The following is a 20,822-nucleotide window of genomic DNA, read 5'->3' as shown; positions in this document are numbered from 1 at the left end:
TACCGTGGTCGGCATGAGTGACGTCCCGTTCGGCTTCGGCCCCTCCGACCGCGACCCGGACCGCGACCGCAAGCGGGACGAGGGCGGCGAGGGCGGTAACGACGGCCCCAAGGACCCGTTCGGTTTCGGCAACCTGCCCGGCGGTGGTCAGTTCCCCGGCATCCCGGGGATGCCGGGGATGCCCGGCATGCCCGGCGGCGGTCCGGGCGGTTTCGACGTCGGGCAGCTCGGCCAGATGCTCAGCCAGCTCGGGCAGATGCTGTCGAGCGCGGGCCAGGCCGGCGGCGGTGGCGGCCCGGTCAACTACGACCTCGCGGCGCAGATGGCCACCCAGCAGCTCGCGCAGAAGACGTCGTCGCTCACGGACGCCCAGCGCACCGCCGTGGCCGACGCCCTCAAGCTCGCGGAGCTGTGGCTCGACCCGGCCACGGAGTTCCCCGCCGGCGCATCCGAGAGCGTGGCCTGGACACCGACGGACTGGGTGAAGGAGAGCATGCCCACCTGGAAGCGGCTGTGCGACCCCGTCGCCCAGCGCGTGTCCGGTGCATGGGTGGAGGGCCTGCCCGAGGAGATCCGCGAGGCGGCCGGGCCGATGCTCGCGATGATCGGCCAGATGGGCGGGCTGGCGTTCGGCAGCCAGCTCGGCAGCGGTCTCGGCCAGCTCGCGGCCGAGGTGCTCACCGGCACCGAGGTCGGCTTCCCGGTCGGGCCCGAGCGCACCGCGGCCCTGCTGCCCGAGGCGATCGAGAAGTTCACCGAGGGCCTCGACCGCCCGGCCAGCGAGGTCATGATCTTCCTGGCGGCCCGCGAGGCGGCCCACCACCGGCTGTTCGCGCACGTGCCGTGGCTGCGGGAGCGGCTGCTCGGCGCGGTCGAGGACTACGCCCGCGGCATCACCATCGACACGTCGCGCATCGAGGACATGGCCCGCCAGATCGACCCGTCGAACCCGGCGTCGATCCAGGAGGCCATGCAGTCCGGCATGTTCGAGCCGCAGACGACGCCGGAGCAGAAGGCGGCGCTGACCCGGCTCGAGACGCTGCTCGCCCTGATCGAGGGCTGGGTGGACACGGTCGTGGCCGAGGGCGTCGGCGAGCGCCTGCCCGGGGCGGGTGCGATGCGCGAGACGCTGCGCCGCCGCCGTGCCTCCGGCGGGCCGGCCGAGCAGGCCTTCGCCTCCATCGTCGGGCTCGAGCTGCGGCCGCGGAAGCTGCGGGCCGCCGCAGAGCTGTGGAAGCTCCTCGGCGAGGAGCGCGGGATCGAGGGCCGCGACGCGGTGTGGGCCCACCCCGACCTGCTGCCGGACTCCGACGACCTCGACGACCCGGCCGGCTTCGTGCACCGCCGCGACTCCGCCGACCCGATCGCCGAGCTGGAGAAGCAGTTCGCGGCGGAGGCCGCCGAGGCCGCGGAGCAGGAGAAGCCGGAGGAGCCGGGGACGGACGACGAGCCGGGCGCCGCGGCGGCCGAGGAGCCCGGCGCCGCCGACGAGACCCGGGACAAGCGGGACGGCGAGGACGAGGGCGGGGCGCCCCGCGCCTGATCGTCGCGCTCGAGCCGCCCGCACGGCGCCGGTCCTCCACGGGGCCGGCGCCGTGTCGCGTTCAGCCCACGTTCGCGGCGGCCTCGCCCGCGGTCTCGGGCTCCTCGTCGGTGTCGGGGAGGTCCTCGCCGTCCGTGCCGACCAGGCCCAGGCCGGCGGCCGCGGACAGCCCCTCCAGGTAGCCGATCGCGCGCTCGGTGCGCGGGTAGTGGTGCACCAACGACCAGAAGTAGTCGTCGTGCCCGGGGGCGAGCAGGTGCGCCAGCTCGTGCACCAGTACGTAGTCGACCACCCATCCCGGCGCCTCGCGCAGCCGCTCGCTGATCCGGATGGTGCGGTCCTGCGGGGTGCAGGAGGCCCAGCGGGTGCGCATCGGCGGCACCCAGCGCACCGACGCCGGTGTGGCCCGGCCGCCCAGGTAGCGCTTCGACAGCTCGAGGCAGCGGTCGAGCAGCGCCCCGTCGCCGTGCCGGCCGGGTGAGCGCCGCTTCGCCTCGCTCTTCTCGAGCCGGCTGACCATCTCGTCCACCCAGCGCCGTTCCTCGGCCTCGCTCATCCAGCCCGGGATGAACACGATCACCGTGTCACCCTCGCGCCGTGCGCTGACCATCCGACGCCGCCGTTGACTCCGTCTCACCTCGACGACCGCGGGGCTCGCCATTCCTCCACCCTAAGCCCCGCGACGGGCGGGCGGGAGCGGAGGACCTCGGCACCCGGGTTGTCCACAGATCCTCGCGCCTGTGGACAACCGTTCGCCCGGCGGCGGGTCGACGACCATGCTCGGTCCCGTGATCCGCGCCCTCGCCTCCGTCCCCCGCCGGCTGGTCCTCGCCCCGCACCGGCCCCTGCTCGCCCGGGGAGCCCGCGCCCGTCAGATCGGGCTGACCCCGCGGGGCAGCGTCGTGGTGGGCGGCCTGCCGGCAGCGGTGCTGCCCCTGCTCGAGCGGCTGCGTGCGCCCGCGGTCGCGCTCGACTGGGTCGCGGAGGCGGCCGCCCGCGGGGTCGGGGTCGAGTTCGCCCAGGCCCTGCTCCGGGGCCTCGTGGAGCGCGGTGCCCTGGTCGACCCGGCCGCGGGCGAGCGACGGGCGCAGCACCGGGCTACGAGCGCCGTCCAGGTACGGGGCGACGGGCCGCTGGCCGTCGGCGTGGCTGCGGCGCTCGCGCGGGCGGGGGTCGGGGCGGTGCAGGTCGTCGCGCGGGGGCACGTCGAGAGCGCAGACGTCGGGTGCGGGTACGGGGAGGAGGCGATGGGCAGGCCCCGTGCGGAGGCGGCCGCCGAGGCCGTCCGCCGGGCCCGCGCCGGCACGGCGACCGGCGCCCTGCCCCCAGGGCGCACCCCCGACCTCGTGGTACTCACCGACGCGGTGGTCCCCGAGCCGGAGATCGTCACCGACCTCGCGGCGACCGGCACCAACCACCTGCCGGTGCTGGTCCGCGACGGGCTCGGGGTGGTGGGGCCCCTGGTCCTGGTCGGACGCTCGCCGTGCCTGCGGTGCGTGGAGCTCGGCCGGGGCGACCACGACCCGGCCTGGCCGGTGGTCGCGGCCCAGCTGACGGGCCGCAGCGGCGGGGCGGAGCCGGAGGCGGTCGCCGCCACCGCGGCCCTGGGGGCGGCCCAGGCGCTCCTCGCGCTCGACGGCGAGCGCCCGCCGCCGACCCTCGGCGCGGCCCTCGAGCTCGACGTGCACGGCGGCGGCCTGCACCGCCGCCTCTGGCGGGCGCACCCCGACTGTCACTGCGGCGCGAACCCACGGGCGGCGCCGGTCCCGGTCCCGGGACCCCGGGTCCCGGCTGGGAAGGCCGGAGCGCCGGGGCCCTCGCGAGCGCCGGACGAACCGACGCGCGGCTCGCGTCCGGCGCCCGGTCGTCAGCCGGTGTGACGCAGCCCTCCCCCACGTGCGCCGCGGATGCCCGGGCAGAGGTCGGCGCGACGTGCGCCCCGGCCGCGCGGCGGGAGACAATCATGGGGTGAGCGACATCCCCCGCCGGACCGCCTCCCGCACGGCCAAGCTGGCCAGCCTGCCGCTCGGGGTCGCCGGGCGCGCCGCCGCCGGGTGGGGCCGGCGGCTCGCGGGCGGCGACCGGGAACAGATCTCCGCGCAGATGATGGCCAAGAGCGCCGAGCAGCTCTTCGCGGTCCTGGGCGAGCTCAAGGGCGGCGCGATGAAGTTCGGCCAGGCGCTGAGCATCTTCGAGGCCGCGGTGCCCGAGGAGCTGGCCGGCCCGTACCGGGACGCGTTGACCAAGCTGCAGAGCGCGGCTCCGCCGATGCCGCCGGACGATGTCCACCGGATGCTGGCCGAGCAGTTCGGGCGCAACTGGCGGTCGCGCTTCCGCGACTTCGACGAGGAGCCCGCCGCGGCGGCGAGCATCGGACAGGTCCACCGCGGCATCTGGCGCGACGGCCGGGAGGTGGCCGTCAAGGTCCAGTACCCGGGCGCGGAGGAGGCCCTGCGGTCCGACCTGCGCCAGCTCTCCCGGATGAGCCGGTTGCTGCAGCCGCTGGCGCCGGGCATGGAGATCAAGCCGCTGATCACGGAGCTGCAGGAGCGGATGGTCGAGGAGCTCGACTACCGGGACGAGGCCGACAACCAGCGGGCCTTCGCCGCCGAGTACGACGGCGACCCCGAGATCCGGGTGCCGAAGGTCGTCGCCTCGGCGCCTCGGGCGATGGTGAGCGAGTGGGTCACCGGGCGCCGGCTGTCCGACGTGATCCGCTCCGGCACCCAGGCGCAGCGCGACCACGCGGGCGAGCGGCTCGCCGGGTTCCACTACTCGGCGCCGTACCGGCTGCACCTGTTGCACTCCGACCCGCACCCGGGCAACTTCCAGGTGCTCGACGACGGGCGGTTGCTCGTCGTCGACTTCGGAGCGGTCGCCCGGCTCCCCGAGGGGCTGCCGCCGCCGCTGACCGTGATGACCAAGTACGCCCTGGAGAACCGGCCGGCGGACCTGCTGCAGCTGTTGCGCGACGAGGGCTTCGTGCGTCCGGGCACCGAGCTCACCGCGGAGGAGGCCCTCACCTACCTGGCGCCGTTCACCGAGCCCCTGCACACCGAGACCTTCCGCTTCACCCGGGCCTGGCTGCAGAAGCAGGCCGAGCGCGTCGGCGACCTGCGGCGGCCGGAGTTCGACACCGGACGCGCGCTGAACCTCCCGCCCCAGTACCTGCTGGTGCACCGGGTCACCCTCGGCACGCTCGGGGTGCTGTGCCAGCTCGAGGCGGAGGTGCCGCTGCGGGGAATCGTCGGGCGCTGGCAGCCCGAGCTGTTCGCGGCGAGCTGATCCGCGACCGGCCGGCACGCCGTCCCGGACGCAGGAAGGGACGCAGGAAAGGACGCAGGAAAGGACGCAGGTAGAGGACGCCCGCCCCGGAGGTAGCTCCCGGGGCGGGCGTCAGGAACCGCGGTGGGACGCGCGGCGGCCGTCGTGGCGTACGAGGGCGGCGGGGCGTCGCCCGTCGCCGGGACGGTCCGGTGCGGCGGACCGGTCCCGGCGGACGTGCACCGCGGTGCCCTGCCGCGACTCAGCCGGAGGCGGCGCGGGCGCGTGCGGCCCGGCGGGCGGCGTAGGCCGCCAACCGGTCCCAGCGCCGGCCCGCGGTGAGCTGGCGCGCGAGCCGGTGCTCGCGCGCGGCCTCCTCCGCTTCTTGCTGTCGCGATCGGGCCAGGGCTTCGTTCATCACCAACATCGCGGTGCCCTGGGCGTCGACATGGGGTCGCACGTCGGGGGCCGGTCGGTCGGTGCGGATCACGAGATCGGTCATCGGAGAAGCTCCTTCGGGTGGGACGCCGCCCCCGGGGGAAGGGCACCGGGCGTCGGTCTGTCGGTCGGGTGGTTCTCGCTCGTCAGGCGCACGGCCGGGCGGCCGTGGCGGCGAGCTGCCGGGCTCGCTCCTGGGCCTTCTGGTGGGCCTCGGCCCAGGCCCGGTCACGGGCGAGGTCGGCCTTGCTGGGCCGGCCCCTCGGCCGCTTGCGCGGGACGACGACTCCTCGTTCGAAGATCTCGCCGCCCCACACGCCCCAGGGCTCCTCCCGCGAGAGGGCGCCCGCGAGGCACTCGATCCGGATGGGGCAGCTCTCGCACATCGCCTTCGCCCGTTCCAGCTCGGCGGGGGACTCGGCGAACCACAGGTCCGCGTCGCCCTGCCGGCACGGCAGGTCGAGGCCGGACTCGGGGGTGTCGCTCAGCAGGCCGCCGAGGTCGGGAGCGGTGTCGCCGCCGCCGTACTCGTGCCTGATCGCCCCGCCGTCGCACGGGGTGGATCTCACTAGCACCGCACTACCTCCTGGTGTGGTGGGTGTTCTCTTCTCTCGGTGGTGGATGGGTGGACGGACGTGCCCCGGTGGGGACACGAAAAAGGGCCGCGGACCCCTGGTGTGGGTTCCGCGGCCCCGAGACTCGACGGCCGGCTGGGCTGCTACGACCTTCGTCGGTACAGCCCGTTCGGAACGGACACACCTGTCCAGTTGTGATCGGTGACGGCCGCGAACGGCACCTGCTTCACGGTGCGGACGCGGAGCGCGGCGAACGGCCAACCGCCACGCGGGCGGCGGACGGACGGCGCGACACCGAGGCGGGTGCAGGCACCGGCGGGCGCGATCACACGCGGCGTCCCGGTCGCTCCGGTCGTCATCGCGTAGATCTCCATGGCGGCGCCTCCTCTCCGGCAGCTCGGTGCGGGTCCGTGCGGAAGGACGGGGCGTTGCTCCGTCCGTGCATGTGAGACTAGAAGGGGCCGCGGGACGCGCACAACAGAATTAATCCGTTGATTCGAGAAGCAGTTTCCGGTCCACCCGGGCGTCGCCGACCGTTCATCCCGGGGTCGCGGCTCCGGCGACCCCTACAGCGACCCCGCGGCACCCTTCCGGGGCGGCACGCCGCGCCCCGGCCCCGTCGGGCGCTCAGTCGCCCGAGTCGCTGATCAGCGCGAGGACGTCGGGCCCGTAACGATCGAGCTTGCGGGCCCCGATCCCGGGGATCCCGACGAGCCCCGCGGCGTCGGCGGGGCGCTGTTCGGCGATGGCGGTGAGGGTGGCGTCGGTGAAGATCACATAGGACGGCACGCCCTGCCGCTTGGCCACCTCGCCGCGCCACTCGCGCAGCCGCTCGAGCAGCTCGGTGTCCACGTCGGACGGGCAGGCGCCGCACCGCTGCAGCTTCAGCGCGGTGGTGCCGATCAGCGGCTCTCCGCACACCCGGCAGCGCGGCTTCGGCCCGCCCTGTCGCCGGCGCTCGCCCTGCGCGACGCGGGAGGCCGGGTGCTCCTCGGGGATCAGCCCGTAGAGGAACCGGCTGCGGCGGCGTTGCCGGCCCCGGCCCGAGGCGCGCGCCAGCGCCCACGACATCCGTAGCACCCGGCGGGCCCGGGTCACCCCGACGTAGAGCAGCCGGCGCTCCTCCTCGATCGCGGACTCGTCGCCCTCGGCGTGCTGGATCGGCAGGGTGCCGTCGACCAGCCCGACGAGGAACACGACGTCCCACTCCAGGCCCTTGGCGGCGTGCAGCGACGCCAGCGTGACGCCCTGGACCACCGGCGGGTGCGACGCGTCGGCGCGCGTCTCCAGCTCGGCGGAGAACCGGCGCAGGTCGGCCCGCGGCTCGACGGCGGCCAGCTCCTCGGCGAGCCCCACCAGGGCGAGCAGCGACTCCCACTGGGCACGCATCGCGGTACCGGCCGGCGGCTCGTCGGTGAGGCCGACCGTCGAGAGCACCCGCCGCACCGCGGTGACCAGGTCCATCCCCTCGGGCAGGGGAGGGGCGGTACGCAGCGCGACCATCGCCCGGCGCACCTCGGCACGGGTGAAGAAGCGCTCGCCGCCGCGCACCTGGTACGGCACGCCGGCCTCGGTCAGCGCCTGCTCGTAGCTCTCCGACTGCGCGTTGATCCGGAACAGCACCGCCATCTCGGCGGGCGGGGTGCCGTCGGCGATCAACCGGCGGATCTTCGCGGCGACGGCGGCGGCCTCGGCGGGCTCGTCCTCGTACTCGGCGAAGTCCGGGTCCGGCCCGGGCGGCAGCTGCCCGACCAGCCGCAGCCGGCTCCCGGCTACCCGGCCGCGCGCGGCGCCGATCACGGAGTTCGCGCAGGCGACGATCTGCGGGGTGGACCGGTAGTCCCGCGTCAGCCGGACGACCGTGGCCTCGGGGAAGCGGCGGGCGAAGTCCAGCAGGTAGCGCGGCGAGGCCCCGGCGAAGGTGTAGATCGTCTGGTTGGCGTCGCCGACGACGGTGAGGTCGTCCCGCCGGCCGAGCCAGGCGTCGAGCACCCGCTGCTGCAACGGGGTGACGTCCTGGTACTCGTCCACCACGAAGCACCGGTACCGGTCGCGGAACTCCTCGGCGACCGCGCGGTGCTCCTCCAGCGCGGCGGCGACGTGCAGCAGCAGGTCGTCGAAGTCGAGGACCTCGGCCTGGTTCTTCAGCGCTTCGTAGCCTGCATAGACCTCCGCGACCTGCTCGACCGGCCCGGGGACGTCGCGCCGCAGCCGGGCGACCTCGGCCGGGTAGCCCTCCGGTGTGATCAGGCTCGACTTGGCCCACTCGATCTCGGTGGCGAGATCCCGCAGCGCGTCCGAGTCGGTGCCCGCCCGGGCGCGGGCCGCGGCCTGGCCGATCAGCCGGAGCTTGCCGTCGAGCAGCTGCCACGGGCGCTCCCCGACGACCTGGGGCCAGAAGTACCGCAGCTGGCGCAGGGCGGCCGCGTGGAAGGTCCGGGCCTGCACGCCGCCGGCGTCGAGCGCCCGCAGCCGCGTGCGCAGCTCCCCCGCCGCCCGGGCCGTGAACGTGACGGCGAGGACCTGCCCGGGCGCCACGTGCCCGTGCCGGACGAGGTGTGCGATCCGGTGCGTGATCGTGCGGGTCTTCCCGGTGCCCGCGCCGGCGAGCACGCAGACCGGGCCGCGGGGCGCGGTGACGGCGGCCCGCTGTTCCTCGTCGAGCCGGTCGGGGTCGGCCGGAGCCGTCACGGAAGCCGTCACCACCCCATCCTGACAAACGCCACCGACGGTTCCCGCGCGCCCTCAGGGCGTGAGCCACCGCACAATCGGGTGCGGAACGGCGCGACCACCAGCGCTGTTGAAACCTGCATGGCGCAGCTGACGATGTACTCGACCACGTGGTGCGGCTTCTGCCGCCGCCTCAAGCTCCAGCTCGACGAGGCGGGCATCGAGTACCGCGAGATCGACATCGAGCGGAACCCCGACGCGGCACGGTTCGTCGAGGGCGTCAACGGCGGGAACCAGACGGTGCCCACGATCCTCTTCCCGGACGAGACCACCGCCACGAACCCCAGCTTCGCCGAGGTGAAGAAGCGGCTCGCCGCAGCCTGACCCGCGCAGACCGACCCCGACCGGACCCGTCCGGCCGGGGTCGTGTCGTTCCCGGCTGCGGGCTCAGCCCTGCGCCGCCCACGAGTCGAGCATCGAGCGGGCGATCGACACCCGGCCCGGCAGCAGGACCAGCTTGCCGTCCGACTCCTCGCGGGCGGCCCAGTCGCCCTTCTCCATCGCCGCGCGCAGCTCCTCGCGGGTGACCCAGATGGCTTCCTCGATCTCGCCGTCGGCGGGCCGCAGCGGCTGCTCCGGGTCGGCGACGGCCTGGAACCCGAGCATGAGCGAGCGCGGGAAGGGCCACGCCTGGCTGCCGAGGTAGGAGACCTTCGAGACCGCGACGCCCACCTCCTCGTGGATCTCGCGCATCACGCACGCCTCCAGCGACTCCCCGGCCTCGACGAAGCCCGCGAGCACCGAGTACCGGCCCGGGGGCCAGACGGGCTGGCGGGCGAGCAGGACGCGGTCCGCGCCGTCGTGCACCAGGCAGATGACCGCCGGGTCGGTGCGCGGGTACTCCTCGTGCTGGTGCGCCTCGCAGCGGCGGGCCCAGCCGGCGTTGTGCGGATGGGTCGGCGAGCCGTCCCGGGAGCAGAAGCGCGCGGTGTCGTGCCAGTTCAGGGCGGCGACGGCGCCGGTGAACAGGCCGGCGCCGAGGGCGTCGAGCTCCGCGCCGACGGCCCGCAGGTCCGCCCACTCCGCCGGGTCGTCGCCCGCCACGAGGTCCGGCCGGCCGCGCACGGCCCAGTAGGCGACCCCCTCGGCCTCGCCGAGCAGCACGGCGTCGCCCGGCGGGGCCGGCGCGACCTCCTCGGCAGGCTTGGTGCGCAGCACCGCCCCGGAGCCGGCGGCCGCGTCCCAGCCCGCGGCGTCGCCCTCCCGGAACCGGGACACCGGCGCGGCCTCCCAGGACACCGGGGTGCGTCCCTTCTCGTCGACGACGACCACGCGCGCCGTCGGCCAGGTGGTCTTCTGCCAGTCCGCGTCGAGCCGCAGCGGCTCGTCGCGCACCACGATGCCCCGGGAGAGGACGGGCGGGGTGACCAGCTCGAACGTCATTCCACGCCTCCCAGCGCACGCAGCCGTGTCCCGATCACGTCGGCGTCGCCCACGACGACGCCGGTGAACCGCTCGGGCGCGAAGTACTCCAGGGCCGCCTCGGCGACCTGGTCCGGCGTGACCGCCTCCAGTTGTACCGGCCGCTCACGCAGCCAGTCGATCGACAGCCCGGCGGCGTCGAGCGCGGCGAGGGTGGACGCGAGCCCGCCCTGGCTGTCCAGCGAGATCAGCAGCGAGCCGATCGCGTACCGCCGGGCCGCCTCGATCTCCTCCGCGGTCGGCGGGACGGCGACCATGCGGCCGAGCTCGTACCGGGTCTCGAGCAGCGCGGCCGCCGTGACGTCGCTGGCGACGTCCGTCTCCACGCCGAGCACCGCCGCGCCCGGCACGAACTCCGTGCCGGAGTGGGCGCCATAGGTGTAGCCCTTGTCCTCGCGGACGTTCTCCATCCAGCGCGAGGAGAAATAGCCGCCGAAGACGAGGTTGGCGAGCTGGTAGGCCGCGTACCCCTCCTGGTCCCGGCGCAGGGCGGGCGCGGTGAGCCGCAGCTGGGACTGCACCGAGCCGGGCCGGTGCACCAGCTCCAGCGGTCCGGCCGCGGGGACCGGCGGCGGTCCCAGCTCGCGGGCCTGTGCCGTGGCCGTCCAGCCGCCGAGGAGCTCGCCGACCGCGGCGATCGCCTCGCCCGGGTCGATCTCGCCGACGATCACCAGCGTGGAGCCGCGGGGCACGACGCCCTCCGCGTGCAGCGCGCGCACCGCGGCGGGGTCGACGGCGGCGGCCGCCTCTCCCGAGGGCATCTCCAGGGCGATGGGATGGCCGCCGAACCGCTTGCGCTGCAATGCTTCCCGCGCCACCGTGCGCGGCTGCGCCCGCGCCACGGCGATGCGCTCGACGAGCCGCTCGCGTTCGCGCCGCAGCTCGGTGTCGGGGTAGGTCGCGCCGGTCAGCACGTCGGCGAGGACGCCCAGGACCGTCGGCAGCCCCTCCGCCAGCCCCGATCCGTGCACCACCAGCCGCTCGGGGTCGACGGCCACGCCGAGCTCGGCACCCACGCCGGCCAGCTCGTCGTCGATCCCCACCCGGTCGTGGGTGGCCGTGCCGGTGAGCATGGCCGACGACAGCAGCTCGGCCCGCGCGGTGAACGCGGGGTCCGCGACGGAGCCGGGCGCGGCGAACGGCACGCGCAGCCGCAGCTCGGCCATCGGCACGCCCGGCCGGTGCACGGCCAGCACGCGCAGCCCGGACGGCAGCGTCTCGGTGACGACCTCGGGCAGCGGGACCTCGCGCGTCGCCCCGAGCGGGGGCAGCGGGCGCGGACCCGCCGGGGTGCGGCCGATCTCCTCGGCGGTGCGGTGCGTGGTGGGCGCGCTCATGCGCCGGCCTCCTCGAGGTCCGCGAGCTCGGCCGGGTCCTCGCTGCCCGCAGCGGTGCCCCCGGTCGGTTCGACCAGCAGCACGGCACGGCCGGTGGAGCGCAGGGACTCCGCGGCGCCGCGGACCTGCTCGGGGGTGACGGCCGCGATCCGTGTGGGCAGCTCCTGCGCGATCTCGGCGCGGCCGTAGAGCAGCTCGCGGGCGCCGAGGCCGAGCATCCGGTACATCACCCGGTCGTCCTCGTGGTGCAGGGAGGCGGCCCACCGGGCGGACTGCCGGGCCAGCTCCTCGGCACTCGGGCCCTCGGCCGCCAGCTTGTCCAGCTCCTCGTCGATCGCCCCGAGCACCCGGTCGGGGTCGACCGTGCCCGGGTACACGGCGGTGATCGTGAACGTGTCGGGATCCCGCGCGTCGAGCGGCCCACCCATCAGCCCGTTGCTGGCGCCGACGTCCGTGACCAGGCCGTCGACATGGACGAGCCGGCGCTGCAGCCGGGCCGCCTCGCCGTCGCCGAGGACGGAGGCGAGCAGCGCGTGGCCCAGGTACTCGTCGAGCGCGGACGACGGGTCCGGCACCCGGTAGCCGATGGCGAGGGCCGGCATGGGGGCGTGCGCGTCGGCCACGCTGTCGCGCCGCTCGGAGCCGGGCAGCGGCTCGCCGAACGACGGGCGCGGCGGCGCGGGCCGGGCGGGGATGTCGCCGAAGTGCTTCTCGACCAGCGCCAGCACCTCGTCGACGCCGCCCGCGGCCGCGAAGTCGCCGTGCACGGTGACCTGCGCATTGCCCGGGGCGTAGTAGGTGTCGAAGAAGGCCGCCGCGTCGTCCAGGGTGGCCTGTTCGAGCTCGGTGAAGTCGCCGTAGCCGTTGTGCGCGTTGGGGAAGGTGTCGTAGAGGATCGGCGGCAACAGGATCCAGGGGAACCCGCCGTAGGGCCGGTTCAGCACGTTGAGCCGGATCTCCTCCTTGACCACGTCCACCTGGTTTCGGAGGTTCTCCTCCGTGAGCTTCGGTGCACGCAGCCGGTCCGCCTCGAGGAACAGGGCGCGCTCGAGCGCGGCGCCGGGCAGCACCTGGAAGTAGTCCGTGTAGTCCTGGTGGGTCGAGCCGTTGAACACCCCGCCCGCGCCCTGGACCTGCCGGAAGTGCTCCAGCTTCGCCAGGCTCTCGCTGCCCTGGAACATCAGGTGCTCGAACAGGTGCGCGAAGCCGGTGCGCCCCTCGGGCTCGGACCGGAAGCCGACGTCGACGTGCACCGCGACGCCGACGACCGGGGTGGCCGGGTCGGGTGCGAGGAGCACACGCAGGCCGTTGGGGAGCGTGGCCCGGTGGAGTTCGGGAGCTGACACGACCCGACCCTATCCCCGGACCCCGACGATCCGCCGCGCGATCGCTCCGGCGCCGCCGTGCCGGACGGCCGGCGGGTCAGGCCGGGGGCAGCACCACGAACTGGCGGAGGGCGAGGTCGGGGTAGGTGACCGGGCCGCGGGGGCCGGGGGTGTGGTCGACGTTGATGCCGGTCTCGGGCAGGCCGAGCAGCTTGTACCCGTCGAGGAGGCGGGTCGGGCTGTTCCAGAACACCCCCGTGCCGGTGTAGGCGTCGATGAACCGGTGGGCGACCGCCTCGTCGGCGGCGCACACACAGGCGGCCAGGCCCGACGTCTCGCGGGCGGCGGTGAGGGCGGCGTCGACCGCGCCGTCGACCGGCGTGACCGTCACGTGCGCCTCGTTGCCGGAGTCGAGCGCCCACTCGTGGCCGAGGGCGTGCGCGTGCGGCGGCAGACTCAGCGCGATGCCGCGGTCCCGCAGCACCTTCTCCGCGACGCGCAGCAGCGTCTCGTACACCGGCCGGTCGATGAGCAGCAGGTTCAGCCGGTTGCACACCCCGAGCCGGTCGGTCGAGTCGTGCACCAGCCGCTCGACGACGGCCTCCTCGGCCGACGAGTCCAGGTACAGCACGCCGCCGCCGTCGGCGTGCGCGAGCACCCGGGTGCCGGCGGCCGCGCCCAGCATCGACAGCTTCCGCGTGACCTCGCCGCTCCCCCGCACCACGACGAGCGGCACCAGGTTCGGCAGCCCGACGAGCGCCTCGGCGCCGGCGTGCCCGGGCAGCGGGACGAGTTGGACCGCGTCGGCGGGGATGCCCTGCGCGTCGAGGGCGGGTGCGACGACCTTCTCGAGCAGGGCGGTCGCGCTGCCCAGCGCCGCGGAACCGGTGCGCAGCACGGCGGCGCTGCGGGCCTTGAGCACCTGGGAGGCGACGTCGATCGTCACGTTCGGGCGCGCCTCGAACACCGCACCGATGACACCGACCGGGATGCTGCGCTCGAAGACGCGCTCGCCGGAGGGCAGGGTGCGGACGAACCGCTCCACCGGCGGCTCCGGGGTGCCGGCCAGCACCTCGAGCTGGGTCGCCATGTCGGCGAGCCGCTCGGGGGTGAGCCGGAGCCGGTCGAGCAGGCCGGCGGCCATGCCGTTCGCGGTGGCCGCGTCGACGTCCGCGGCGTTCGCCGCGAGCAGCTCGGGGGCCTTCTCGCGGAGCAGCCCGGCCGCGGTGCGCAGCGCGGCGTCGACCGCGGCGCCGCCCGCCGCCCGCACTCCCGGGGCGGCCGCCGCCGCGCGCTGGGCGGCGGTCCGGACGGCGGCGAACTCGGGGGCTTCGGCGGGTGCGCTCACGCGACAACCGTACGACACGCCCGCCCCGGATATTCCCGCTCCACCGGCCGGCGTCCGGTGCCGCCACCCGCCCGTGAGGTCGCGGGTCAGGCCGGTTCGGCGTAGACGACGATGTTGTCCTCGTAGGAGCGCGCGTGGCGGTCGAAGCGGCCGCCGCAGGTCATCAGCACCAGTCGCGGCGGACCCGTCCGGGCGAAGGTGTCGGCGGGCAGGGCCGCCTTGCCGAACTCCCGCCGCGCGACGACGCGGTAGCGGACCGTGCGGCCGTCGTCGCCGGTCAGGACCACCGGCTCACCGACGGTCAGCTCGGGCAGGACGGCGAGGACCCCGATCCCGGCGACCCGCGAGTCCACGTGCCCGGCGACGACCACGGTGCCGGTCCCCGAGCCGGCGAGAGCCCCGGGCGCCCACCAGCCCACGGTCCGGGGCGGATCGGGGATGACGAGGGCCCCGTCGGGCCCGGTGCCGACCGGCACGACCGGCGCGGTGCCCGCCCGGGCGGGCAGGTCGAGGCGCACCGGGACCGTGCCGCCGGGACGGAGCTTCGGCGGGGCGCCCGGCCGGAGGTCGCCGGAGTCGGTCGGCACCGACGGCGCGGTACGGGCGGGCACGACCCCGACGGGCCGTGCGGTCACGGCGGGCTCCCGGTCGAGCACGAGCACCGTCGCAGCCACGAGCAGCGCCACGCCCGCCAGCGCGAGCAGGACGGGCACCCACCGTCGCCGGCCACTGCCCTCGGAGAGTGGGCCCGCACGGGCCGGCTCGGGAACCAGGGCCGCCGGGGTCGGACCGCCCGCACCGACCGACGGATCGGGCGGCGCGGCGTCCGGGGCGGGGCCGCCCTCAGCCGTCGAGGGCACGCCTCCGGCCGGTGCCCCGCTCGTCGGCGGGTCACCGGCCGTGGGGCCGGGTGCGCGCAGGCGCACGGTCAGGCGCGCGACCGCCGCGCGCGGAGTCCGGCGGCGCCGGCGGCGCCGAGCAGCACCAGACCGGACCCGGCGAGGACGACCGGCAGGACGTCGTCGGAGCCGGCGGCCTGCCCGCCGGTGCCGGCGTTCACCGAGCCCGGCGTCGAGGCGCCCGCGGACGACGACGCGGCCGAGATCTTCGCGGCCAGCGCGTCGAGCTGGGCGAGCGCCTGCTGCGCCGCGGCCTTGGCCTCGGGCGACGCGTTCGGGTCGTTCAGCACCGCGTTGGCCGCGTCACGAGCCTGCTGCAGAGCGGACTGCGCCGCCTGCAGCCACGCGGCGTCGAAGGGCTGCCCGCTGCGCGCCTGCAGGTCGGCGAGGAGCGCCTGCTGCTGGGCGGAGAGCTGGTCGCCGAGGGCCACGCCCTGCGCGGTCGCGGCCTGCTTGACCTGGTCGAGGAGCGCCTGGCCCTGCGACTTCACGTCGGGTGCGAGGCCCTTGACCTGGTCGCCGACGCCCTTGTCGGTCCCGAGCCCGCCGAGCGCGACGAGCGCGAGCGCACCTTGGTTGGCCTGCCCGAAGGCCTGCCGGGTGGCGTCGTTCGCCTGGCCGCCGGCGTCGCCGCCGGGGGCCGGCGACGGCGGCGGCGCCGCGCTCCCGGTCGGCGCCGGCGGTGCCTGGTCGGACCCCGAGCCGCAGGCGGCCGCTCCGGTCAACGCGAGCGCCGCGAGGACGGTCCCGGCCGCCGCGCGGGTGAGGCGAATGGTCATCACGTTCCCCCGAAGTGTCCTGGTCACGCGGCTGAGTATCGGGACGGATCGCCCACTCGCAACCGCGCACAGCCCGAACGGGTGTTCCGTCCGCGCGGGGCCGCGGCGTCCGGTTGCCGCACCGGTGGGGTGGGTACTCAGCGAGGCGCCGGCGCGAGGTGCACGACAGTCGTCGTCGTCATCTCGTCGAGCAGCTCGGGCCCGTACCCGAACCCCTGGCCGCTGGCGCCGCGCGGCTCGGCCGCCCCGCCCGGGGCCCCGCCGAAGACGGCGTTCACCTTGACGGTCCCCACCGGCAGCTCCCGCCAGGCGCGCTGCGCGTGCTCCATGTCGAGGGTGAGCACGGTCGCGGCGAGGCCGTAGCGGTCCGCCGCCGCCTCGCGCAGGGCGGTGTCGAGATCCGGGACCTCGCGCACCGGCGCGACCGGCCCGAAGGTCTCCTCGGTCAGCACCGCCATGCCCGGCGCGCAGCCGCTCAGCACCGTCGGCGGGTAGTACGACCCGGGCCCGGCCGGCAGCTCGCCACCCGCGAGCACGCGCGCTCCGTCCGCGATCGCGCCCTGCACGTGCGCGTGCACGTGCTCACGCTGCCGCTCGTCGACGAGCGGACCGATCCGCTCGGCCCACTTCCCCGCCTCGGCCACCAGCGCGTCGAGGAACACCGCGGCGACCTCGGTGACCACGTAGATCCGTTCCACCGACACACAGATCTGCCCGGCGTTCGCGAAGGAGCCCAACGCGGCCTGCTCGGCGGCCCACACCGGATCGACACCCGCGTCCACGATCAGCGGGTCGTTGCCGCCGTTCTCCAGCAGGGCCTTCGCGCCGGTCCGCGCGCAGGCCTCGGCGATCGACCGGCCGGTGGCGGTGCTGCCCACGTGCGCGACGACGTCGACCTCCGGCGAGCCGGCGAGCGCCGCACCGACCGGGCCGTCCCCGTCGAGGATCTGCAGCACGCCCTCGGGCAGGTGCGCGGCGAGCAGCTCGGCGAACCGCCGCCCGGTGCGCGGACAGCGCTCGCTCGGCTTGTGCACGACGGTGTTCCCGGTGACCAGCGCGGCGCCGAGCAGGCCCGCGGCCACGGCGACCGGGTCGTTCCACGGCGTCAGGACGGCGACGACGCCCCGCGGCGCGTGCACCATCAGGTCCGTCGCACCCCACCCGCCCTGCAGGCTGCGGCCGCGGTGCAGCGGCCCGAGCTGTGCGTACTGCTCCAGGGTGCCGATGCCCGCCTCGACGCCACCGCGGGCGTCGTCGGGCGTCTTGCCGGTCTCGCGGGTGTTGAGCTCCGCCAGCTCCTCGGCCGCGGTCCGGACGGCGTCGGCGGCGGCCCGCACGGCCGCGGCCCGTTCGGCCGGTTCGGTGCGCGCCCAGCCCGGCGCGGCGGCCCGGGCGGCGGCGAGCGCGGCCCGGACCTCCTGCTCGCCGGCGACGGACACCGGCTCGAGGGCCTCGCCGGTGCAGGGGTCGGAGAGGCTGAGGGTGCGGGTCGGATCCAGGACGGCCGTCATGCGGGGCGGCTACCCCGGGCCGGGGAGAAGTACGCCGCCGGCCCCGTCCTCAGTGCACGATGCTCGCTCGGCACGCTCCGCTCAGTGCCGAGGTTCGCTCCGCGAGCTCCGCTCAGTGGTGCTTCAGCTTCGCCGGCGTCGACGGCGGCGGGACGACCGGGCCGACGTCCCCGTCGGGCGCCTCGTCGAGGTCGACCATCACCGGCGCGTGGTCGCTGGGCCCGGAACCCTTGCGCGCCTTGCGGTCGATCCACGCCGCCTTCGTCCGGCCCGCCGGGTCGGCGCCGCAGAGCACCAGGTCGATCCGCATCCCCATGTCCTTGTGGAAGCGGCCGGCGCGATAGTCCCAGTAGGAGAACACCCGCTCGTCCGGCCACCGGTCGCGCACGACGTCGGCCAACCCGGCCGCCTGCAGCGCGCCCAGCGCCTCCCGCTCGGGCGGGGTCACGTGGGTGGAGCCGACGAACAGGTCGGGATCCCAGACGTCGGCGTCCGTGGGGGCGATGTTCATGTCGCCGGCCACCACGGTGTGCGTGGTGTCGCCCGCGGACACCATGTGCCGCAGGGCCTCCAGCCAGCGCAGCTTGTAGCCGTAGTGCGGGTCGTCGGGGGTGCGGCCGTTGGGCACGTAGACCGAGGTCACCCGCAGCCCGCCGCAGGTGGCGGTGACCGCGCGGGCGTCGGGGATGTCCGAGTCGAAGGTGGGCTCCTCGGGCAGCCCGCGCACCACGTCCGTCAACCCGACGCGGGAGAGCAGTGCCACCCCGTTCCACCGGCCCTGCCCGTGGTGAACCACCTCGTAGCCCCGCTCGGCCAGCGGACCGTCGAACTCGGCGGCCCAGTCGGCGTCGGAGAGCTTGGTCTCCTGCAGGCAGACGACGTCCGGGGCCCGTTCGTCCAGCCAGGGCAGCAGCCGGGGCAGCCGCGACTTCGCCGAGTTCACGTTCCAGGTCGCCAGGCGCACGACCGACGACCCTAGCCCTCGTCGGCCGGGGTGGCCTTGCGGACGTAGAGCAGGCGGTCGCCGCGCTCGAGGGCGTCGACGGCCGAGGCGTCGACCCGGTACAGCTCGTCGCCGCGCACCACGCCCAGCACGATGTCGGCGAGGTGCCGCGGCGAGCCGCCCACCTCGTCCTGCTCGACCTCGCGCTCGCTGATCGCGAACCCGGCGTCCGGGGTCAGCAGGTCCTCGACGACCTCGACGACGCTCGGTGTGCGGGTCGCGACGCCGAGCAGCCGGCCCGCCGTCTCCGCCGAGACGATCACCGAGTCCGCCCCGGACTGCCGCAGCAGGTGCACGTTCTCCGACTCCCGGACCGACACCACGATCCGCGCCTTCGGCGCCATCTCGCGAGCTGTCAAGGTGACGAGAACGGCGGCGTCGTCCCTGTTCGTGGCCACCACGATGGCCGCTGCCTGGTGGGCGCCGGCGATGCGGAGCACGGCCGACCGGGTGGCGTTCCCCGTCACGGTGACGAGTCCCAGGGCCGAGGCCGCGTCGAGCTGCGTGCGGTCGGTGTCGACCACCACGATGTGCTCCGGCTCGACGCCGTCGCCGAGCAGCGTCTCGACGGCGGCACGGCCCTTCGTCCCGTACCCGATGACGACGGTGTGGTCGCGCACGCGTGACCTCCAGCGCTGGATCCGGAACGACTGCCGGGAGCGTTCGGTGAGCAGTTCGACGGTCGTACCGACGAGGACGATGAGGAACAGCAGCCGCAGCGGCGTGATCACCACGGTGGTGAGCAGCCGCGCGGTCGCGGTGTAGGGGACGATGTCGCCGTAGCCGGTCGTGGAGAGCGAGACCGTGGCGTAGTAGAGGGCGTCGTTGAACGAGATCTCGCCCTCGCCGTTGTTGTCGACGTACCCGGCGCGGCCGAAGTAGACGATCAACGCGGCGGCGAACAGCGCCCCGAGCGCGACAGCCACCCGCTTGAGCAGCGCGACCAGCGGCCCCTGGGGGTTGTCGGGCATGCGAAGGGCGCCGATCACCTGCGGATCGACGGGCGGGCGGCGGGGCCGATCACGCATCGCGCGGGAGACTAGCGTCCCGTGCCCGGGCCGTGGGCGCGGGCCACGGTCACCCGATCCGCTTGCGATCATGCCGGCATGGACCTCTCCCCGCCGCTCGCGGCACTGCTCGGCACGGCCGCCGTGGCACACGCCGTCACCCCGGCGTTCTTCGACGCGATCGTCCCGCCGCAGCTGCCCGGCACCCGGCGGTTCTGGACCTACGCGTCCGGTGTCGCGGAGGGCGCGGTCGCCGCGGCCGTGGCCGTGCCGCGCACCCGTCGGCTCGGCGGGTACGCGGCCGCCGCGCTGTTCGTGGCGGTGTTCCCGGCCAACGTGACGATGGCCGTGGACTGGTCGGACAAGCCGGCGCGGCAGCGGGCGATCGCCTACGGCCGGTTGCCGCTGCAGGTGCCGCTGGTGCTCTGGGCGCTGCGCGTCGCGCGGAGGTCCCAGGTGGTGAGACCGGCGGACGCGGCACCCTCCACGAGGGCGTCGAGCCCGAAGGCACCCACGGGGTCGAGCGCGCCCACGCCGGTGACCCCGTGCGCCAGCGCGCGGGCCGCGCCCCAGGCGAGCAGGTCGGCGGTGAGTGCGTAGGGGTCCGGCGCGGTGAGCCGGGTGCGGGCGAGGAGCGTGCCGTAGGCGTCGAACACCTCGGCGACGACGTGCGAGCGGCAGCGCGCCAGCGCCTCCGCCGACGGGTCGCGGGGCAACCGGCCGGCGAGCCGGGCGAGGCCGGCCAGCAGCGGCGCGGGTGGGGCGGGCAGCCGGCTCGTGGCGTGCACGACGCCGCTGAGCCCAACCCGCCCCGCCGGGCTCCGCCGGCTGCCATCCCCCTGCGCGCCGAACCAGCCCAGATGCACGTCGACGGTCCCGAGCCCCGGGTGCAGTCGCGGCAGCGCGAACTGCTCGACGCCGCCGATCGACACGCCGGGCCGCGGCCGGCCGTCCACTTCGTACGTGCGGAGCCGGGCCCCGGCGTTCTCGGTGCGGAGCGTGCCGTGCCGGAGGGTGTACCCGGGCGTGCCGGCGATCGCGATCAACGACGTGACGGTGCCCCGGGAGAACCACCGGCCGCGGCCGGACAGGAAGTAGCCGACGTCGACCCGCGCGGCTCGGTCACCCGCCTCCCGCAGGGCGAGCGCCCCGGCCAGCACACCGGGCACGTAGTCGTGGCCGAACGCCGTGAGCAGCCGCGCGCCGGAGCGCTCGGCGGCCGGACCCTGCAGCTCGAAGACCTCGCGGACGAACGGCGGCTCGCCGGTCGAGTCCAGATAGGTCGCCCCGGCGGACACCACCGCGGCGAGCGCGGCCCCGCCGAGCCGGGCGAACGGCCCGACGGTGGTGACCAGCACGTCGTCGGGGCCGACGAGGGCGGAGACGGAGGCGACGTCGGTGACGTCGGCGGTGGCCGTCGGGCAGCCGAGGCGCTCGCCGAGCGCCACCAGCCGCGCGGCGTCGCGTCCGGCCAGCACGGGCCGCACCCCCCGCCCGACCAGGACTTCCGCGGTGCGCCCGCCGGTGTAGCCGGTGGCGCCGAACAGCACGATGCGTCCACTCACGCCGGCACACGCTAGTGCGGCGACCACGAACGTTCACCGGTCCTCGCGCGCCCGGGCGGCCCCTCGCGGCGTTGCC

General features: G+C 75.7%; 18 protein-coding genes and 1 pseudogene. 5 read left to right on the top strand and 14 right to left on the bottom strand.

Annotated features, from left to right (window positions below):
• Nucleotides 1-13: 13 nt before the first annotated feature.
• Nucleotides 14-1,543, top strand: a complete 1,530-nt coding sequence (locus tag LWC33_RS04620) for a zinc-dependent metalloprotease (RefSeq protein WP_233302952.1) — start codon at nt 14-16, stop codon at nt 1,541-1,543.
• A 61-nt stretch (nt 1,544-1,604) separates the two neighbouring features.
• On the opposite strand, the gene LWC33_RS04615 is transcribed toward LWC33_RS04620, so the two are convergent.
• The gene (locus LWC33_RS04615) at nt 1,605-2,204 is read right to left on the bottom strand and encodes a M48 metallopeptidase family protein (protein ID WP_233302951.1); all 600 of its coding nucleotides are present in this window, start codon (nt 2,202-2,204) and stop codon (nt 1,605-1,607) included.
• A gap of 79 nt (nt 2,205-2,283) precedes the next feature.
• Here LWC33_RS04615 and LWC33_RS04610 point away from each other — a divergent pair, with 79 nt between their 5' ends.
• Entirely contained in the window at nt 2,284-3,423 is a 1,140-nt protein-coding gene (locus tag LWC33_RS04610) for a ThiF family adenylyltransferase (RefSeq protein WP_233302950.1), read from the top strand.
• 88 nt (nt 3,424-3,511) lie between these two features.
• Entirely contained in the window at nt 3,512-4,828 is a 1,317-nt protein-coding gene (locus tag LWC33_RS04605) for an ABC1 kinase family protein (protein ID WP_233302949.1), read from the top strand.
• Between the two features lie 241 nt (nt 4,829-5,069).
• On the opposite strand, the gene LWC33_RS04600 is transcribed toward LWC33_RS04605, so the two are convergent.
• The 3 genes from LWC33_RS04600 to LWC33_RS04590 all read right to left on the bottom strand — a co-directional run bounded on the left by LWC33_RS04600 (nt 5,070) and on the right by LWC33_RS04590 (nt 8,526).
• The gene (locus tag LWC33_RS04600) at nt 5,070-5,309 is read right to left on the bottom strand and encodes a hypothetical protein (protein ID WP_233302948.1); all 240 of its coding nucleotides are present in this window, start codon (nt 5,307-5,309) and stop codon (nt 5,070-5,072) included.
• 82 nt (nt 5,310-5,391) lie between these two features.
• Nucleotides 5,392-5,736: a WhiB family transcriptional regulator gene (locus LWC33_RS04595; protein WP_233303114.1), complete on the bottom strand. Its 345-nt coding sequence runs from the start codon at nt 5,734-5,736 to the stop codon at nt 5,392-5,394.
• Between the two features lie 711 nt (nt 5,737-6,447).
• Complete coding sequence (locus tag LWC33_RS04590; RefSeq protein ID WP_233302947.1) at nt 6,448-8,526, bottom strand: ATP-dependent DNA helicase UvrD2; 2,079 nt, start codon at nt 8,524-8,526, stop codon at nt 6,448-6,450.
• A 105-nt stretch (nt 8,527-8,631) separates the two neighbouring features.
• Here LWC33_RS04590 and LWC33_RS04585 point away from each other — a divergent pair, with 105 nt between their 5' ends.
• A complete protein-coding gene (locus LWC33_RS04585; protein ID WP_233302946.1) occupies nt 8,632-8,874 on the top strand; it encodes a mycoredoxin in 243 nt (80 codons plus the stop codon).
• A gap of 63 nt (nt 8,875-8,937) precedes the next feature.
• Here the strand turns inward: LWC33_RS04585 and nudC are convergent, their stop codons facing one another.
• The 9 genes from nudC to LWC33_RS04540 form a co-directional block, all read right to left on the bottom strand.
• Nucleotides 8,938-9,933 carry an NAD(+) diphosphatase gene (nudC, locus tag LWC33_RS04580; protein ID WP_233302945.1) on the bottom strand — a complete coding sequence of 332 codons (996 nt, stop codon included), beginning with the start codon at nt 9,931-9,933 and terminating at the stop codon, nt 8,938-8,940.
• Nucleotides 9,930-11,309, bottom strand: coding sequence for a M16 family metallopeptidase (locus tag LWC33_RS04575; protein WP_233302944.1), 1,380 nt, complete (start codon nt 11,307-11,309; stop codon nt 9,930-9,932). The genes nudC and LWC33_RS04575 overlap by 4 nt, the downstream gene beginning before the upstream one ends.
• Entirely contained in the window at nt 11,306-12,655 is a 1,350-nt protein-coding gene (locus LWC33_RS04570) for a M16 family metallopeptidase (protein ID WP_233302943.1), read from the bottom strand. The genes LWC33_RS04575 and LWC33_RS04570 overlap by 4 nt, the downstream gene beginning before the upstream one ends.
• 76 nt (nt 12,656-12,731) lie before the next feature.
• Entirely contained in the window at nt 12,732-13,982 is a 1,251-nt protein-coding gene (locus LWC33_RS04565; protein WP_233302942.1) for an aldehyde dehydrogenase family protein, read from the bottom strand.
• Between the two features lie 86 nt (nt 13,983-14,068).
• Nucleotides 14,069-14,842, bottom strand: a complete 774-nt coding sequence (locus LWC33_RS35785; protein WP_233302941.1) for a class F sortase — start codon at nt 14,840-14,842, stop codon at nt 14,069-14,071.
• 68 nt (nt 14,843-14,910) lie between these two features.
• Nucleotides 14,911-15,660 carry a DUF4142 domain-containing protein gene (locus LWC33_RS04555; RefSeq protein ID WP_233302940.1) on the bottom strand — a complete coding sequence of 250 codons (750 nt, stop codon included), beginning with the start codon at nt 15,658-15,660 and terminating at the stop codon, nt 14,911-14,913.
• Nucleotides 15,661-15,797: 137 nt separating this feature from the next.
• Entirely contained in the window at nt 15,798-17,171 is a 1,374-nt protein-coding gene (locus LWC33_RS04550; protein ID WP_233302939.1) for an aldehyde dehydrogenase family protein, read from the bottom strand.
• 112 nt (nt 17,172-17,283) lie between these two features.
• Nucleotides 17,284-18,135 (bottom strand): exodeoxyribonuclease III, encoded by an 852-nt coding sequence (locus LWC33_RS04545; protein ID WP_233302938.1) that lies wholly within the window; start codon nt 18,133-18,135, stop codon nt 17,284-17,286.
• An 11-nt stretch (nt 18,136-18,146) separates the two neighbouring features.
• A complete protein-coding gene (locus LWC33_RS04540) occupies nt 18,147-19,202 on the bottom strand; it encodes a potassium channel family protein (protein ID WP_233302937.1) in 1,056 nt (351 codons plus the stop codon).
• Between the two features lie 78 nt (nt 19,203-19,280).
• Between LWC33_RS04540 and LWC33_RS04535 the strand changes: the two are divergent.
• Nucleotides 19,281-19,628 (top strand): annotated as a pseudogene (locus tag LWC33_RS04535) (DoxX family protein); the annotation flags it as partial.
• On the opposite strand, the gene LWC33_RS04530 reads toward LWC33_RS04535, so the two are convergent.
• Nucleotides 19,571-20,746 (bottom strand): saccharopine dehydrogenase family protein, encoded by a 1,176-nt coding sequence (locus LWC33_RS04530; protein ID WP_233302936.1) that lies wholly within the window; start codon nt 20,744-20,746, stop codon nt 19,571-19,573. The pseudogene LWC33_RS04535 and the gene LWC33_RS04530 sit on opposite strands and share 58 nt — an antisense overlap.
• Nucleotides 20,747-20,822 lie beyond the last annotated feature (76 nt).

The sequence above is a fragment of the Pseudonocardia terrae genome (assembly GCF_021343995.1).
GTDB classification, from domain to species: Bacteria; Actinomycetota; Actinomycetes; order Mycobacteriales; family Pseudonocardiaceae; genus Pseudonocardia; species Pseudonocardia terrae.
Note: the sequence above shows the minus strand (reverse complement) of the source record. Positions and strands in the feature narration are given on the sequence as shown.

Coding starts and splice junctions, on each gene's coding strand:
- LWC33_RS04620 (WP_233302952.1), top strand. CDS start 14: ATGAGTGACGTCCCGTTCGGCTTCGGCCCCTCCGACCGCGACCCGGAC.
- LWC33_RS04615 (WP_233302951.1), bottom strand. CDS start 2,204: ATGGCGAGCCCCGCGGTCGTCGAGGTGAGACGGAGTCAACGGCGGCGT.
- LWC33_RS04600 (WP_233302948.1), bottom strand. CDS start 5,309: ATGACCGATCTCGTGATCCGCACCGACCGACCGGCCCCCGACGTGCGA.
- LWC33_RS04585 (WP_233302946.1), top strand. CDS start 8,632: ATGGCGCAGCTGACGATGTACTCGACCACGTGGTGCGGCTTCTGCCGC.
- nudC (WP_233302945.1), bottom strand. CDS start 9,933: ATGACGTTCGAGCTGGTCACCCCGCCCGTCCTCTCCCGGGGCATCGTG.
- LWC33_RS04575 (WP_233302944.1), bottom strand. CDS start 11,309: ATGAGCGCGCCCACCACGCACCGCACCGCCGAGGAGATCGGCCGCACC.
- LWC33_RS04555 (WP_233302940.1), bottom strand. CDS start 15,660: ATGACCATTCGCCTCACCCGCGCGGCGGCCGGGACCGTCCTCGCGGCG.
- LWC33_RS04550 (WP_233302939.1), bottom strand. CDS start 17,171: ATGACGGCCGTCCTGGATCCGACCCGCACCCTCAGCCTCTCCGACCCC.
- LWC33_RS04540 (WP_233302937.1), bottom strand. CDS start 19,202: ATGCGTGATCGGCCCCGCCGCCCGCCCGTCGATCCGCAGGTGATCGGC.